Here is a 15,934-nt window from a genome sequence, read left to right as displayed (position 1 = left end):
ATACTAAATTGCGCCATTTGTTACATAAAGTATATTCGCCAAAAATAAAAGGAAGCCCTCTTTTCTTTGAGCTTCCCTACATAAATATTTACTTTTGTTCAGATCAAACGGGAATCACTAAATTCTGCCCCGGATAGATGATCGTTGATGAAAGGTTGTTTGCCCGCATCAGTTTGTTGACCGTTACCCCGTGGAGTGTCGCGATCGCCCACAGGCTGTCGCCGCCTTCGACATGATAACTGCCGCCATCAGAAGGGGCACTCGGAGCCGCGGTTTTTTTAACAACTTCAGCTTGAACAGATGCCGCTGCGGGAGCCGATCCTGATAATTTCAGTTTCTGGCCTGGATGGATCATGTCCGATTTGAGTCCATTCGCCTTTTTCAGGGCGCTTACCGAAGTCTTGTGACCGCGCGCGATGGCCCACAGGCTATCGCCGCTTTTCACAGTATAAACGGAAGCGGATGCAGCCGGAGCAGGAGAATAGCTGACCGGGGCCGTCACAGGCTGCGTGGACGCCGCGGGTTTTGAGGCCGAGGCCGAGACAGATTGGGAAAATTTCAGCTTCTGGCCCGGATAGATCATGTCGGACTTGAGGCCATTGGCAGCCTTCAGGGCTGCGACCGACATCCCGTGGCCCGTCGCAATCGCCCACAGACTGTCGCCGCTTTTCACAGTATAAGTGGAAGCAGCCTGTGCGTTCTGGGCAGCCGGCTGCCCGGCTGGTTGCTGCGTGGCAGTCGATGAAGCACTCGTATTGCCGTTTATTATGCGACGCGCCGAGACAAAGCGCGGTTCCCAATAGGACTGCGAACCGCCACCACTAAAAACATTAGCCTGATGAACACCGACCGTTTCTTCGGAACTGATCATGCGGCCGCCGCCAATATAAATGCCGACATGATTAATATTTCCGTCTTTGTTCGTCGCAAAAAACAACAAATCGCCCGGCTGCAGATTATTCCTGTCAACCGCGATCCCGACGGTTGCCTGCTGCCAAGAAGATCTCGGCAGTGTGATCCCTGCCACTTCTTTATAGACCAGCTGTGTAAAAGAAGAACAGTCGAACTCGGTGGTTGAAAAAGCCGGCGCGCCATATGCGTATTTGACACCCTGAAACTTATCAGCCTGGCTGACAATGTCCTGACCGGAAGCCGCAAGCACTTCCTGACCGGTTACAGAAATAAAGAATCCACCGGCGAGGGCAGCCGGCACTATCATTTTTTTCATAATAACTGCCTCCCGAAACCTACTGAATCTTAATTTTACAATTTTTCTATGTATTGACTCCGCTAATTGACCTGTTGCTTTTATCCTAGCACCTTTTTGTCTATCTGTGCAGGAAAATTCAGATTAAATTGCATTTTTTTCAAAAAATTAGGCTTTGTTAATCTTGTCTGTTGTTTTCCGCGGGCGATCTGTGAAGCCTCCTCGCTCGGTACCCTCGCTGCAGAACCCCGTGCATCTTCCGCTCCAATCAATGGAGTGACAAAATCAACATTGAATTTAACAAGAGCCAAAATTAAGAGCTTCTAATTACATTCTGATTGATCTGTTTGCTGATGATCGGCAACTGCCCCAGAAGATTGGCTGCAGATAGAGGCCGTCCGAACAAATAACCCTGCGCCAGATCGCATTTCACCGTTTTCAGAAAGCGCACATGTTCGCCAGTTTCCACCCCTTCGGCCACAACCTCAAGATCCAGCTCATCGGCGAGATCCACAAAGGTGCGGATCAGCGCCATATTATGACTGTTATAGTAATCTTTGCGAATAAAAGACTGATCGATCTTAAGCTGGGTCAATGGGAGCGACTTCAAATAGTTCATCGAATTATAGCCCGTTCCGAAGTCGTCAATGCTGATTCCGATTCCAAGGTCACGGATTTCGCTCAGCTTTTTCGACATCATGATCAAATCGGCATCTGCAGTCTCGGTAATTTCAAGCTGGAGGAATTTTGCCGCAAGACCGGTCTGTTTCAGGACTGAACGGACCATATCAACCAGATTATCCTGAAAAATCTGTTTTGGCGACAGATTGACCGATACATGAAATAAGAGGCCTTTTTCATTCCAGAGCCGTGTCTGCCGGCATGCCGTCTTCAGTGCCCATTCGCCAATTTCTTCTATAACACCGATTTCTTCGGCAAGAGGAATGAAAACTCCCGGAGAAATTACACCGCGCTGCGGATGAACCCAACGCATCAGCGCCTCTGTCCCAACAAGTGTACCCGAACTCAGGTCAACCTGCGGCTGATAATACATGGCTAGTTCTCCGCGGCTCAGTGCATGCCGCAGATCCATTTCAAGCTCTAACTGATTCTTAAGCCTGCGGCTGATGCCCGGATTGTAAATCTGATAGCTTCCCTTGCTCACCTGTTTAGCAAAATGCACGGCCGCTTTGGCGAATTCAATAACCTGGCTGCCATTATCTGCGTCATCCGGGTAAAAGCTTGCACCCATCGTAACCGATTCGTACCAAGGTGTGTTAAACAGTTTCAGCGGTGGTGCGAATTCTTTAGTGATCCGCTCCATGTGCTGAATGGCGTCTTCACGTGTCACATCTTCCAAAAGAAGGGCGAATTCGTCCCCCTTGAAACGATAGACTCGGTCACCCTCACATCCGCTTAGCCGCTTGGACGCCTCTATCAGAAGCTGATCTCCTGCATCGCGCCCGATGGTATCATTCACGCGGTTGAGGCTGTCCACATCAATCAGCACCAGTGCAAATGAAAAGGCGCCTCCCTCCAGAACTTCATGAAGCACTTTTCTCCGAAGCTCTATGACTCCCGGAAGCTGAGTCAATGTATCAATGCCCGGCTTCCGGCCACCATCTTCATTGTCCGGATCCGAACCCATGTTCACAACAGGTGTCGCAGTCCCTGAGATCAGAACCGCATCGCCCTGTGGACTGTCCTTCATCCTGTGGGCATTAACCTTCAGAAAAGTTTTTGAACCGTCTCCCTTGATACCTACCAACTCGCCCGAGAACTTTTCACTCTTCTTTTCCCGGAACATTTTTAGCATCTCCGCAGTTTCTTCAGAACTCTGAATAGATGCAATGTCCTGCCACTTCATTTTCTTAAACAGAGTGGGCGTATAACCCATCAGCTGACAAAGACTGTCATTCACATATATAAATTTGTTGTTTTTCAGTATGAATGCCCCTACGGACAGACTATCGGCAAGCTGACGCGCCAGAGCTTCCTTTTCTTCCCCGGCTCGCACAGTTCTCGTACTAATGAAGACAAACAGTGAAACAAAACAAAGAATCGCCGCCGCAGCCGCGGCTATCAAAGGAAGCATTTCGGGAGTCAGCAAATTCATATCACACCATCTCTCTGATACAAGAACAAAAATTGAAAATTTTGTGACCATAGCTACATTAGTTTATCGGTTGACTTTACTATCTTTTTAATACTTCATTTATAAAATGTTAATAAAATCAAAGAAAATTTTGTGACTATTTGAGACGGTGCTGCAAATAAAAAATGCCTCGCTCGTTTACGAGGCCCTACTTCTTCAGCTGAAAAGTGCTTTGTATTCACTAAAACCTTCTTTATCGAGATCCTCTTTCGGAATGAAGCGCAGCGCAGCAGAATTGATACAGTAGCGCAATCCGGAGGGCCCCGGACCGTCATCAAACACATGGCCGAGGTGCGAGTCGCCGGACTTGCTGTGCACTTCCGTCCGGATCATGCCATGACTTGTATCTTCATTTGCCTCCAGGCGGCTCTCACTGAGGGGAGCCGTAAAACTTGGCCAGCCGCAGCCCGCATCATACTGATCTGCTGTTGAAAACAGTGGTTCGCCTGAAACGATGTCCACGTAGATACCCTGTTTCCGATTGTTCCAGAATGCGTTATCAAAAGGGGGCTCCGTCCCTTTCTCCTGAGTGACGTGGTACTGAAGAGGATTCAGTTGACGGCGAAGTTCACCTTCATCTTTTTTTACCCGCCAGTGATTCCGTATGAAGTCATCCCTCCCCGATCCCTGGCGGTACAGACGATAATGAAATGGTTGTTTCTGATAATAGTCCTGATGATAAGCTTCCGCCGGATAAAACGGACTGGCCGGAACGATTTCGGTCACAATCGGCTTCTTAAAACGCCCGCTTTTCTCAAGTGCTTCCTTTGATTCGAGTGCCTGCCTTTTTTGCTCTTCGCCGTGATAAAAAATGGCCGTCCGGTACGAAGATCCCCGATCATGGAACTGTCCCCCGCTGTCGGTCGGGTCGATCTGCTGCCAGAACAGTTCGAGCAGTTTTCTATAGGAGTAGACTTCAGGATCAAATGTAATTTCCACAGCTTCCGCGTGTCCGGTTTTTTCCGAACAAACTTGCTCATACGTTGGATTTTCCGTTGTTCCGCCCGTATACCCGGACACGACGCTGATAATCCCCGGTTCCTCATCAAAAGGATGCACCATGCACCAGAAACACCCGCCGGAAAATGTCGCTTTCTCCACTTTTTGACTCATGAACAATCCCTCCCTGATTCCAACTTACCCTATCGTGCCTAGAAAAAGCGAGCCACATGCCCCGCTATAGCATTTTCCAGGGATACTCACTATAATTAATGCAAAAGAACATCTCTTAAGGAGGAATGTGAGATGACCCATCATTTTAAAGCATTGACCATTGCCGGATCCGACACGAGCGGCGGCGCGGGCATGCAGGCGGATCTGAAAACATTTCAGGAACTCGGCGTATACGGAATGACGGCGCTAACCTGTATCGTGACAATGGATCCGTTCCATCATTGGGCCCACTCGGTAAACATGCTTGATCCGGAGCTGCTGAAAAAGCAGCTGGACACCATCGTCTCCGGCATCGGAATCGACGCGATGAAGACAGGTATGCTCGGATCGCCCGAAGTCATCCGGATTGCCGCGGATACAATCGAAAAAAATCAACTGAAGGCGGTAGTCATTGATCCAGTGATGGTCTGCAAAGGTGCAGAGGAAGAGTTGCAGCCAGAACTGCAGCCGGAAAATACGGCGGCATATCGCGAATTTCTTCTTCCCAAAGCGCTTGTGACGACGCCAAACCTTTATGAAGCGGCAAAACTGGCCGGAACCGGACTGATCACCACTGTCGACCAAATGAAAGAGGCCGCCGCAAAATTGGTTGCACTCGGAGCGAAGAATGCGCTGGTCAAGGGCGGCAGCAGACTGAAAAACACCGACCAGGCCATCGACGTACTCTATGACGGCAAAAATTTTGAGATTATTGCTCGCGAGAAGGTCAATACCCCGAACATTCACGGTGCCGGCTGCACCTATGCTGCCGCTATCACCGCCGGACTTGCCAAGGGACAATCCGTCTCCGAAGCCGTCAGGGTAGCGAAAGATTTCGTGACCGCCGGCATCCGGGAATCCTTCAGCCTGAATGAATACACCGGGCCAACCGATCATAGTGCCTACAAGAGACAGCTGATCCGCAGGTAACCATCTGAATAAGGCTTCACTGACCCCAGGTTGTAAAATGACCCGGGGTTTTATCTTCTAGCATAAAAAAGTTCAACCGAAATCCGTGAAACTTCAACCCAATTGGTTAAAAGTTCAACCTAATTTTGTGAGTTACGTCAGGCAGGAGCCAGACTTTAGGCCGAGCATTCTTCCAAACCCGGCGCTTCAATGCTCATTTTTTTCTTCAATAGTAAATCCAAGGGTTTGCAGTGGTCCCCTGGTCATGACCTGGAATATTTTACGGGCCATATCTTTTTCCGAGATACGCATATTGTTCCGGAACCACCATTCGACGAGACCGATCATACCTGATGAGATAAAAACAGGCAGAATTTCCATAGTGATCGGATCGACGCCGGATGTCATTGGAACCATACTACTTATTTCACGTCGAAATTTACTCAGAAAGAGCTGCTGCATCCGACTCTTGAAATTCGGTATGCCCTTGTTAAACAGCATTGCCCGAAAAAAGCGCTCATTTTCCCGAAAGTGGCCAAACATACTTAGAACAAAATGGATCATGCGATCGGGAATTGCCCTCCCGTTGTCAAAATAGGTCTCAGGCTGAAAGTGACTGACGGTTTCCGAAAGGCCCTCCTCCATGACCTTCTCGAGCAAATCAAATTTGTCTATATAATGAAGATAAAAGGTGCCGCGGCCGATGTTTGCCGCTTTGGCAATGTCTATGACTGTGATTTCGTTGAAATTTTTCTGAAGCAGCAATTCGAGAAAATGAGACTGGATGGCTGCGCGTGTCTTAACCACACGCAGGTCTGAAGAACTTTTATCCACGAATGCATTTCTCCCTCCGTAAAAACGATAAGTGACAAAATGACACGATGTGTCTATAAATGATCACTTTGTGCATGATTGGATATTGAAGATTTCTTATAAACATCCTATCATAATTATTGAACACAGTGTTCAGTAACGATCCATAAAGGATGTGACGACCATGACTTACCCAGTCAAAGGGGAACATCTTCACAAGAAGTTCAAAAAGCAGATTGTGCTTGATGATGTTTCACTGACACTTCGTGAGGGTGAAATCTATGGTTTGATCGGCCCGTCCGGCGCCGGTAAAACCACTTTGGTTAAAATATTGCTCGGGCTTGAAAAGGCGGACAGCGGGAACGTTGAGCTGTTCGAACAGAAACCGACGCTGAGCGCTTTCCGTTCACTCGGCTATATGGCCCAGTCCGACGCGCTGTACAACGAGCTGAGCGCTTATCAGAATCTGGAATTCTTCGCATCGATCCAGGGACTCCGGGGCAAGGCCAAGAAGCAGCGGATTCTGGAGGTCGCAAAAAATGTCGGCCTGGATCAGGATCTTAAAAAAGGGGTCGCCCAGTTCTCCGGCGGCATGAGGCGACGGCTGTCACTGGCGGCGGCGCTCGTCCATGAACCGCGACTTTACCTGCTCGATGAGCCGACCGTCGGACTGGATCCCCTGATCCGCCGCGACATCTGGACTCTTTTCCATTTTCTGAGGAGCAAAGGCGCTACCATCATTGTCACCACTCATGTTATGGACGAAGTTTCCCAGTGCGACCGTGTCGGGCTACTGAGTGACGGGCATCTGATCGCCGAAGGTTCTCCGAAAGAACTGACGGAGCAGTACAATGTAGAAACAGTCGAAGATGTCTTTCTGGTGAAGGAAGGTGCGAAAGGATGAGCAACTTACTGGCTATGGCCCGGCGGATCATCCACCAGATTCTCAGAGACAAACGGACGCTTGCTCTCCTGATTATCGCCCCGTTATTGATTCTGACGCTTGTCTGGTATATTTTCGGAGCCAAAACCTCCGAACCGAATCTGGCCATTATCAATTATCAAAATTCCGATCTGCTGCCTGCGTTCAAAGCATCGGACTATCAGCGGATGAGCCCCCTTGAAGCGCATCAGGCACTGGCTGATAAAAAAATTGATGCTTATGTGGATCTTAAAAACCCGGTCAAGGTTCATCTGGAAGGCAGTGATCCGTCCCGTAACGGACTCGCAATGAACAAAATCCAAAAATCCATGCAAAAGGTTCAGCAAATCAGTATTACAAAAATGCAGACGCAGTTGAAAAGTGTCATTCAAAATCAACAGAAGGCCATTCAGGCGCAGCAGCAGATCATGAAGCAGATGACCATCGCCATGCAGCAATATGCGCCGTCCATTCTCATAGCAATCCAGCAGCAGGCACCAAAACCGGAACAGCCGGCAAAAATGCAGGCTCCTGAAAAAGTTTCGCTTGATGTCTCTTATCTTCACGGAAATGACAGTCTGAATACCTTCGACGCGTTCGGACCCGCGATGGTCGGTATCTTCGTCTTCCTGTTCATTTTCATGATCGGCGGCGTTTCTTTCCTGCGCGAGCGGACGACGGGCACACTCGACCGTCTGATGGCTTCACCGATCAAAAACTACCAGATTATCTGGGGCTACATGATCGGTTTCGGCCTGTTCGTGATCGTCCAGTCATTTATCCTGACGTGTTATTTGGTCTATGTCCTTAAAATCTATAACGTCGGCAGTATCGCCGATGTACTAATCATCGTCTTTATTCTTTCATTCAGCGCGTTATCGCTCAGCATCCTGCTTTCAACAGCGGCGAAAAACGAACTGCAGATGTTTCAGTTCATTCCATTGGTCATTGTGCCGCAGGTTTTCCTGTCAGGACTGTTCCCGATCGACACACTGCCGCGCTGGGTGCAGATGATCGGCAATCTGATGCCGATCCATTATTCAACGGAAGCATTGCGGAATATTATGATCCGTGGTACAGGTTTTGCCGGATGGTGGCTTGACGGTTTGGTGCTCATCATCTTTTCACTGGTGTTTATTACACTCAATATTTTCACGATACGCGCGTCACGACCTCTCGCCTGATACATTTGAAACCATTTATAAACACCAAAAAATCCGCCTCAATGGCGGATTTTTTTCATTCATATGAGAAATATTTATTTTTTCATCTGTAAAGATACTTTATTCCCGTCAAGAACAACTTTCTCTCCATCTTTCAGGTTCGTAAAGACAACCGATGTAATCGTTGACGGGGCCATTTTTGATATTTTGCTGAAATCGACTTTAAGGAGTCTGGAACCCTTCCGCACTGTATCTCCATCCTTTACAAGCGGTTCAAATCCGTCTCCTTTCAGGGCCACCGTCTGAACGCCGACGTGGATCAACAGTTCATGCCCGTCCTCGGCGCTGAGCGAAAGCGCATGTTTGGTCGGAAAAATATTGGTCACTTCACCATTAACCGGTGAGCGAACCATGTTGTTTTCTGGAATGATAGCGAACCCGTCCCCAAGCATCTTTTCGGAAAACACCGAATCAGGGACATCAGTCAAGGGAATGATTTCTCCCTTCAAAGGAGGATAGAACTCTCCTGCAGCTGCAATCTCTTTTTCAGACAGATCATCCGGCTGGTTGATCTGATCTTTTTTCTTAAATAGCTTGTTCAAAAAGGACATCGGACTCACCTCCTAAAACTCTCAAGAACCATTTTCCTAAAATTAATAATAGTGATAACTTTCCCTCAGATCAAGATATAACATTTTTGAATGCGTTTTCCTTGCTTTTGCTATAAAATGATCTTATAAAAAGGAAATCTTTCGTGACGTGTCAGGAGGTATAAACCTGTGATTGACTTTGACCCGGAGACCATGCAGTTTCATCTTCACACGGAAAGCGGCAGTTACGTGATGCAAGTTACAGAGGGCTATCTCCTCCATCTCTACTGGGGGAAAAAAGTCGGGACGTACCGTGGAAGCAGCCCAGTGTCCCTGGCCCCAAGATCATTCGCACCCTACACCGATCCGGCGCAGCCGGGACTTTCGCTGAGTACACTCCCGCTCGAATACCCGTCTTACGGAAATGGAGACTACCGCCATCCCGCGTACCAGATGCAGCTCGATAACGGTTCGACGGTCACGGATCTGCGCTATGCGGGACACCGCATCTATCCGGGTAAGAAAAAACTGGACGGCCTTCCTGCGACCTATGTAGAGAGTAATCAGGAGGCGCAATCGCTGGATATTCTTCTACAGGATCAGGTAACCGGACTTTCCGTTCTATTGACCTATTCTGTTTTCCGCGATTTTGATGCCATCGCAAGATCTGTCCGCTTTGAAAATAATGGTGCCGAATCTCTCCGGCTGCTTCGTGCACTGAGCGCGAGTGTGGATTTCCGTGACGATCAGTTTGACATTCTGACATTCTATGGGTCCCATAGCAATGAACGGAACATCAACCGCCACCCGCTGTCCATGGAAACACAGGTCATAGACAGTACCCGTGGCGCGAGCAGCCATCAGCATGACCCGTTTTTCGCCCTTCTGCGTCCAAACACAGATGAAGAGCATGGTGATGCGTTCGGCTGCAGCCTGGTTTACAGCGGGAATTTTGCCACGCAAATTGAGGTCGACCCATATCATACCGTGCGCGCCTCCATCGGTATCAATCCCTTTGATTTTTCCTGGCTTCTTGAGCCCGGCGAATCGTTCCAGACACCCGAAGCCGTGATGGTTTATTCATCACGGGGACTCGGCGGTCTTTCACACGCATACCACCATCTGTACCGGACACGGCTGGCGCGGGGCAAATACCGTGACAGGCCGAGGCCGGTTCTGATCAATAATTGGGAAGCGACTTATTTTAAACTAAGTGAGGAGAAACTTCTCGCCATTGCTGGAGAAGCCCAAAAAGCGGGAATTGAGCTCTTTGTACTGGATGACGGTTGGTTCGGCCACCGCGACAATGACCACAGCTCGCTCGGCGATTGGACGGTCGACCGTCGGAAGCTGCCGCACGGGATGCACTGGTTGTCGGCGCACCTACACGAAATGGGGCTGAAATTCGGCCTATGGTTTGAACCGGAAATGGTGTCTCCCGACAGCGATCTTTACCGTGCTCATCCGGACTGGTGCCTTCATGTGCCGGACCGGCCGCGTACGCTGGGCCGAAACCAGCTGGTGCTCGACCTTTCCCGGGCGGATGTGCGCGATTACCTTGCTCAATCTGTTTCCGCCGTGCTGGCCGGCGCCGATATTAATTATGTCAAATGGGACATGAATCGGCATATGACCGAAATTGGATCGGCGCTTCTGCCCACTGGCCGGCAACGGGAGACGGCTCATCGCTATATGCTTGGTCTTTATGAGTTAATGGAAACAATCACGGCTCAATTTCCGGATATTCTCTTCGAAAGTTGTTCTGGAGGCGGTGGACGTTTTGATCCAGGTATGCTCTACTACATGCCACAAACCTGGACGAGTGACAACACCGACGCCGTGTCCAGACTGAAAATTCAATACGGAACAAGCCTGATCTACCCACCGTCGTCGATCGGCGCGCATGTATCAGCTGTGCCCAATCATCAGGTCGGGCGGGTCACGTCGCTCGTGATGCGCGGCCACGCCGCCATGTCTGGAAACTTCGGCTACGAGCTGGACCTGACCCGGCTTAGTGAGGATGAAAAAGAAACGATCAGGAAGCAGGTCACCTTTTATAAACAAATTCGTCCGCTTATTCAGTTCGGCGACTTTTACCGAATTAAAGATCCGTTTGAAGGAGGCGCCACCGCCTGGTGTTTCGTCGCGCCTGATCATTCGGAAGCGATCGGCTTTTACTTCCAGGTACTGGCCGAACCATCGCCCCGGCTTCAGACTTTGAAATTCCGGGGCCTGGATCCGGACGCCTTGTATGAAAATCTTGCAACCGACGATGCTTTCGGAGGCGACGAACTGATGAACGCCGGCGTCAGCGTTCCCGAAGAAAAGGGAGATTTTAAAAGCTACGTCTGGCGGTTCAGAAAAAAATAAAGAAGGCAAAAGCCCGGTTTTGAGGGTTTTTGCCTTCTTTTTTCTTCTGACAGGATGGATCGTGGACTTTTATCAGCGGGATTTAAGGGACTTTCAGCAGAAATAAAAATTTATCAGCCAGGTTTTCCGATTGTGTTAGCCGAAACCGACATTCTATCAGCAGAACCTTGAATTCAACCCTTCACTTTAACGGATAGACTTTCGCTTCATAAGGTTTATTCTGAGTGTGGACATGCCCATCGATAAAATAAACTGGCCTTGTATTGATCTTAATCGCGTCCCGGCTCTTCGTCAGCTCATTCAGATACAGACTGACCGTGCTTCTCTGAATGCCGATATCATTCGCGATCTCGTTTGCCGTGATTCCGAGCGCGTCGACTCCGTCCAGAGCCCGGCTTTTTTCGGATAGCGAACGCAGCACTTTTTCTCTGTTCGTTAACATAATTAGCCTCCCGGAAATGAAAAGTCACTCTCTGTTTTTCATCCATCCGTGCGTGGTGTCGGTCTTCAACCTTTTTCGATCTCCTCGATTTTGAGCGACAGCTCCGTCCAGCGATCCATCGCCTGATCCAGTTCCGTTTCGGCCGCCCGCTGCTCCCTATACAGTTCCTGCGCTTTTCCTGCATCGCTGCCCGCCGCGGCGACGGCTTTTTTCAGTTCATCAACCCGATCCTCCAGCGACGCGATCCGGTCCTCAATACCGTTCCATTCCTGCTGCTCTTTATAGGTCAGCTTTTTCTTCTTTGGAGTGGGTTGAGTGGGCGCAGATGACTGTTTTTTTACAGTTTCCGAGGCCGTTTCTTCCTTTTTCATAGCCACGTAGTCGCTGTAATCGCCCTCAAACCGCCGGATCACGCCATTTCCTTCAAACGCAATCAGCCGGTCCGCGATCCGATCCAGAAAATAGCGGTCATGGGAGACCGCGAGAATCGTGCCTGGGAACTGAAGCAGGTAATCTTCGAGAATGGTCAGTGTCTCCGTATCCAGATCATTCGTTGGCTCGTCAAGAAACAGAACGTTCGGTTCTTTCATCAGGATGTTGAGCAGATAAAGGCGTTTGCGCTCGCCGCCCGACAGTTTACGTATAAAGGTGTGCTGGCGTGGCCGGGAAAACAGAAAACGCTCCAGCATCTGTTCCGCCGTCACCTGTTGCCCGTCATCCGTCCGCATCACCTGTGCCGTTTCCTTTATATAGTCGATGACGGTCAGGCTCTCGTCCATTTCGGTATGTTCCTGCGTATAATAGCCGATTTTTACTGTTTCACCAATCTCAATGGTGCCACTGTCCGGCTTTAGGCGTCCGGCGAGCAGATTCAGCAGTGTTGATTTTCCGCTGCCATTACCGCCGACGATGCCGAGGCTTTCTCCGGGAGCGATCAGTAGATCAAAATCACGGATCAGCTCCTTGCCTCCAAATAACTTCGAGATGTTTTTCGCTTCAATGACCTTTTTGCCAAGTCGTGTCGATCCGATCGCGATATCCACCGATTGCTTGAGTTCCGGTCCCTTCTGCTCCTGCATCTCATGGACGCGTTCGACTCTGGCTTTTTGCTTCGTCGACCGGGCCTTCGCTCCACGGCGGAGCCAGGCGAGTTCGCGGCGCAGCTGGTTCTGGTGCTTGGCCTCATCGGCGGACGCCTGCTCTTCGCGCTCCGCCTTTTTCTCCAGATAAAGCTCGTAGTTCCCGTCATAGGTGTAGAGATGCCCGTGATCGAGTTCAAAGATCTTTTTTGTGACCCGGTTGAGGAAATAACGGTCGTGCGTCACCATGAGCAACGCGCCAGGATACTGGCTGAGCGCTTCTTCCAGCCAGTCGATCGTATCATTGTCCAGGTGGTTGGTCGGTTCGTCCAAAATCAACAGATCAGCAGGCTGAATCAGTGCCCGCGCGAGGGCGACCCTTTTCTTCTGTCCGCCGGAGAATTCCAGGACCGGTGTGTGAAAGTCTTCAACTCCGAGACGCGTTAAAATCGTTTTAGCAGATGCTTCTGCTTCCCAGGCACCGGCCTGATCCATTTTTTGCTGTTTGTCCAGCAGCTTTTCCTGCAACGTCTGGTTTGCCGGATCACTCTCCAGATCCGCCAGCGCTTGCTCGTAGTCCCGCAGTGCAACCATGACGGGTGACGCGCCGCCATAGATGTAATCCAGCGCTGTAACGCCCGGTTCAAATTCCGGCGTCTGCGACAGAACCGCGAGGCGGAAAGCATTGGCGTGCCGCATCGTTCCGCCTTCCGACGAATCCATACCCGCGATCACGTTCAGCAGTGTCGATTTTCCGGTGCCGTTCACGCCGATCAGGCCGATCCGCTCCCCTTCCGAAATCGAGAACGAAATATGATCGAACAGCGTCTGGTCGCCGTATGTTTTATATAAATTTTCCACATCGAGAATACTCAATTGAACCATCCTGTTCTGAAAAAATGTTTCTGTCGCTTGCGTCCGGCTGATATTCGACAAACAAAGTGAGATAAACTTTTTATTTGCCGCTGTAGTTATCAATGCTCACCAGTTTCCCAGTCACGATCAGGCGGTTCGGTGTCCGCGTCGGCTTGTCGCATGTGACCAGTGTGATCCGTGCGTCTTTCGTCTGTGCGATCAGGCCGCCCCCCAGGGCTGCGGACACAATTTTTTCCCCGGTCACGCGGTAAGCGTAATCCTTTTTCAGATCGGTCAGCACAATCAAATCGCCGATTTTAATGTGCATCAGCGGGCCGAATAACAGATTCGCCTCACGCATGTGGTGGCCTGCCAGAGGATAATTGCCCTTCCCCATCTGCTGATCCGGCCTCATCGTCGTCGCTCCAACGAGCAGGTTGACATTTGTTGTCCCTTTCAGAATCGGCAGGTTGATGCCTATACTTTTTATTGAGATCCTGCCGACCAATGCTTTTGGATCCAATTGCGTGCCGGCTTTCAGCGTGTCATAAAAATTAGGCGGTTCAATCGCGTTGAAATCAAAGAACGCTTTGCGTCTGTTATTCTGATCAATCTGATTCGCCGTGATTTTCCAGGAATTATAACGGGAACTCAGAAAACCTACTATATATTCTTTTAAAAAAGGTGACGCAATCAGAGTGAGCCCTGATAGAATCAGTGCAATAATTAAGCTTTTTTTCCACATCATAAATCCCGCCCCACAAAAAAGCTCCTGATCAAATCTTACCATGATCAGGCGCGGAATGTTAGTAAAGGAAAATTTTTGCCACTGATCCTGACAGAAAAAAAGCTCCTGATCAATCTGTAAAAATTGATCAGAAGCTTTGTATAATTGAGTTCTTATTAATTATTTTTCCGACGTCTTGAGAAGAATGCTACAGCTCCGCCGCTCAAGAGGAGCATAACGCCTGCCATCATAGCGAATACGTCGTTTGTGTCACCGGTTGCTGGCATAGCAGCATACTTCTTGTTCTTTCTTTGTGACTCGCCTTGAGCACCTCTGACAAGGATAAGATGATATTCCCCATCGGGAAGACCATTAAAGTGAACATGTCCGAGAGAATCAGCCAGAACCCCGCGGACAATCACATGACCATACTGATCGACCACATTGTAGGTACCCCCGGGTGTTCCAGGTAATTCTTTTATAACAGATGTTTCCGCCATGAACCCAAAATCAAGTGTCAGATCCTGATCTCCATCATTAACCAGATCAGATGAAATGGCATTCCATGAAGAAGAATCCTTGCTTTGGTCACTGGTTCCTTTTTCTTTAGTCGGAGTCAGCCCATACAGTACTAATGCAGAACTGTTTTTGTCAATCGTTACTGTATAATGCTCACCCGCGGGCAGGGAAGGCAGATCATCAAATTCATAGTGTCCGTTCTTATCTGTTGTTTCGGTCTTCACTTCATTTCCATTGATGTCCGTGACTGGCTTCCCATCAGGTCCGCTTAGTTTCAGAATAACACCGGCAATACCGGATTCATTATTGTCCTGAACACCATTTTTATTCGCATCTAACCAGACATAGTCGCCAACAGAAACAGATTTCACGATAAAGCCAAAGTCGAGTGACGTATCGGAGTCACCATCTTTGATCAGATCAATGGACACAGCAACCCATGTTGATGAATCCTTAGCCGTATCATTCGTTCCCTTTTCCTTTGTCGGAGCAAGATTTGTCAGTGCGCTTCCGGAAGCATTTTTATCAATAGTAACTGTATAATGCTGCCCTGTGGGCAGGGAAGGCAGATTATCAAATTCATAGTGCCCGTTCTTGTCCGTTACTACAGGCTTCACTTCATTTCCATTGATATCTGTGACCGGTTTCCCATCTGGCCCGGTCAGTTTCAGAACAACTCCGGCAATACCGGATTCATCATTGTCCTGAACACCATCCTTGTTTTTATCCAGCCATACATAGTCGCCGACTGAAACAGATTTTACAATGAAGCCAAAGTCTAGTGACGTATCGGAGTCGCCATCTTTAACAAGATCCGTCGATTCTGCAGTCCACGTTGATGAATCCTTAGCCGTATCATTCGTCCCCATTGCCTTTGTCGGAGCAAGATTTGTCAGCGCGCTTCCGGAAGCATTTTTATCAATAGTAACTGTATAATGCTGCCCTGTGGGCAGGGAAGGCAGATTATCAAATTCATAGTGCCCGTTCTTGTCCGTTACTACAGGCTTCACTTCATTTCCATTGATGTCTGT

At 49.2% G+C, this 15,934-nt stretch carries 13 protein-coding genes; 4 read left to right on the top strand and 9 right to left on the bottom strand.

The features are described 5' to 3' along the window. Window positions 1–103: 103 nt before the first annotated feature. The 3 genes from E4665_RS09810 to msrA form a co-directional block, all read right to left on the bottom strand. Window positions 104–1,228, bottom strand: a complete 1,125-nt coding sequence (locus tag E4665_RS09810) for a LysM peptidoglycan-binding domain-containing protein (protein WP_135348622.1) — start codon at window positions 1,226–1,228, stop codon at window positions 104–106. 292 nt (window positions 1,229–1,520) lie between these two features. Further along, a complete protein-coding gene (locus E4665_RS09805) occupies window positions 1,521–3,323 on the bottom strand; it encodes a sensor domain-containing protein (protein WP_241654793.1) in 1,803 nt (600 codons plus the stop codon). 195 nt (window positions 3,324–3,518) lie between these two features. Next, on the bottom strand, window positions 3,519–4,475 hold the full coding sequence (gene msrA / locus E4665_RS09800) for a peptide-methionine (S)-S-oxide reductase MsrA (RefSeq protein ID WP_135348621.1): 957 nt from the start codon (window positions 4,473–4,475) through the stop codon (window positions 3,519–3,521). A gap of 132 nt (window positions 4,476–4,607) precedes the next feature. Here msrA and pdxK point away from each other — a divergent pair, with 132 nt between their 5' ends. After that, on the top strand, window positions 4,608–5,444 hold the full coding sequence (gene pdxK / locus E4665_RS09795) for a pyridoxine/pyridoxal/pyridoxamine kinase (RefSeq protein WP_135348620.1): 837 nt from the start codon (window positions 4,608–4,610) through the stop codon (window positions 5,442–5,444). Window positions 5,445–5,630: 186 nt separating this feature from the next. On the opposite strand, the gene E4665_RS09790 is transcribed toward pdxK, so the two are convergent. Continuing rightward, window positions 5,631–6,257 (bottom strand): TetR/AcrR family transcriptional regulator, encoded by a 627-nt coding sequence (locus E4665_RS09790; protein WP_135348619.1) that lies wholly within the window; start codon window positions 6,255–6,257, stop codon window positions 5,631–5,633. A gap of 163 nt (window positions 6,258–6,420) precedes the next feature. Here E4665_RS09790 and E4665_RS09785 point away from each other — a divergent pair, with 163 nt between their 5' ends. Then, window positions 6,421–7,140, top strand: coding sequence for an ABC transporter ATP-binding protein (locus E4665_RS09785; protein WP_135348618.1), 720 nt, complete (start codon window positions 6,421–6,423; stop codon window positions 7,138–7,140). Next, window positions 7,137–8,342: an ABC transporter permease gene (locus tag E4665_RS09780; protein ID WP_135348617.1), complete on the top strand. Its 1,206-nt coding sequence runs from the start codon at window positions 7,137–7,139 to the stop codon at window positions 8,340–8,342. The genes E4665_RS09785 and E4665_RS09780 overlap by 4 nt, the downstream gene beginning before the upstream one ends. A 74-nt stretch (window positions 8,343–8,416) precedes the next feature. Here the strand turns inward: E4665_RS09780 and E4665_RS09775 are convergent, their stop codons facing one another. After that, window positions 8,417–8,932, bottom strand: a complete 516-nt coding sequence (locus tag E4665_RS09775) for a PTS sugar transporter subunit IIA (protein ID WP_135348616.1) — start codon at window positions 8,930–8,932, stop codon at window positions 8,417–8,419. 192 nt (window positions 8,933–9,124) lie between these two features. Here E4665_RS09775 and E4665_RS09770 point away from each other — a divergent pair, with 192 nt between their 5' ends. Next, a complete protein-coding gene (locus E4665_RS09770; protein WP_174845479.1) occupies window positions 9,125–11,281 on the top strand; it encodes an alpha-galactosidase in 2,157 nt (718 codons plus the stop codon). A gap of 181 nt (window positions 11,282–11,462) precedes the next feature. On the opposite strand, the gene E4665_RS09765 is transcribed toward E4665_RS09770, so the two are convergent. The 4 genes from E4665_RS09765 to E4665_RS18140 all read right to left on the bottom strand — a co-directional run. Further along, window positions 11,463–11,723: a hypothetical protein gene (locus tag E4665_RS09765; RefSeq protein ID WP_174845476.1), complete on the bottom strand. Its 261-nt coding sequence runs from the start codon at window positions 11,721–11,723 to the stop codon at window positions 11,463–11,465. Window positions 11,724–11,788: 65 nt separating this feature from the next. Continuing rightward, window positions 11,789–13,627 (bottom strand): ABC-F family ATP-binding cassette domain-containing protein, encoded by a 1,839-nt coding sequence (locus tag E4665_RS09760; protein WP_479681295.1) that lies wholly within the window; start codon window positions 13,625–13,627, stop codon window positions 11,789–11,791. Window positions 13,628–13,757: 130 nt separating this feature from the next. Further along, window positions 13,758–14,402: a class A sortase gene (locus E4665_RS09755; protein ID WP_135348613.1), complete on the bottom strand. Its 645-nt coding sequence runs from the start codon at window positions 14,400–14,402 to the stop codon at window positions 13,758–13,760. 158 nt (window positions 14,403–14,560) lie between these two features. Then, the coding region (locus E4665_RS18140) for an SdrD B-like domain-containing protein (RefSeq protein ID WP_167815178.1) at window positions 14,561–15,934 on the bottom strand (1,374 nt) is incomplete at its 5' end.

The organism is Sporolactobacillus shoreae, from assembly GCF_004684935.1.
GTDB classification, from domain to species: Bacteria; Bacillota; Bacilli; order Bacillales; family Sporolactobacillaceae; genus Sporolactobacillus; species Sporolactobacillus shoreae.
This window is presented reverse-complemented; position numbering and strand designations above follow the sequence as displayed.

Bases quoted from the DNA above. Each gene is read 5' to 3' on its own strand.
- E4665_RS09805 (WP_241654793.1), bottom strand. From the start codon at position 3,323: ATGAATTTGCTGACTCCCGAAATGCTTCCTTTGATAGCCGCGGCTGCG.
- msrA (WP_135348621.1), bottom strand. From the start codon at position 4,475: ATGAGTCAAAAAGTGGAGAAAGCGACATTTTCCGGCGGGTGTTTCTGG.
- E4665_RS09780 (WP_135348617.1), top strand. From the start codon at position 7,137: ATGAGCAACTTACTGGCTATGGCCCGGCGGATCATCCACCAGATTCTC.
- E4665_RS09775 (WP_135348616.1), bottom strand. From the start codon at position 8,932: ATGTCCTTTTTGAACAAGCTATTTAAGAAAAAAGATCAGATCAACCAG.
- E4665_RS09755 (WP_135348613.1), bottom strand. From the start codon at position 14,402: ATGTGGAAAAAAAGCTTAATTATTGCACTGATTCTATCAGGGCTCACT.
- E4665_RS09765 (WP_174845476.1), bottom strand. From the start codon at position 11,723: ATGTTAACGAACAGAGAAAAAGTGCTGCGTTCGCTATCCGAAAAAAGC.
- E4665_RS09770 (WP_174845479.1), top strand. From the start codon at position 9,125: ATGCAGTTTCATCTTCACACGGAAAGCGGCAGTTACGTGATGCAAGTT.
- E4665_RS09785 (WP_135348618.1), top strand. From the start codon at position 6,421: ATGACTTACCCAGTCAAAGGGGAACATCTTCACAAGAAGTTCAAAAAG.
- pdxK (WP_135348620.1), top strand. From the start codon at position 4,608: ATGACCCATCATTTTAAAGCATTGACCATTGCCGGATCCGACACGAGC.
- E4665_RS09810 (WP_135348622.1), bottom strand. From the start codon at position 1,228: ATGAAAAAAATGATAGTGCCGGCTGCCCTCGCCGGTGGATTCTTTATT.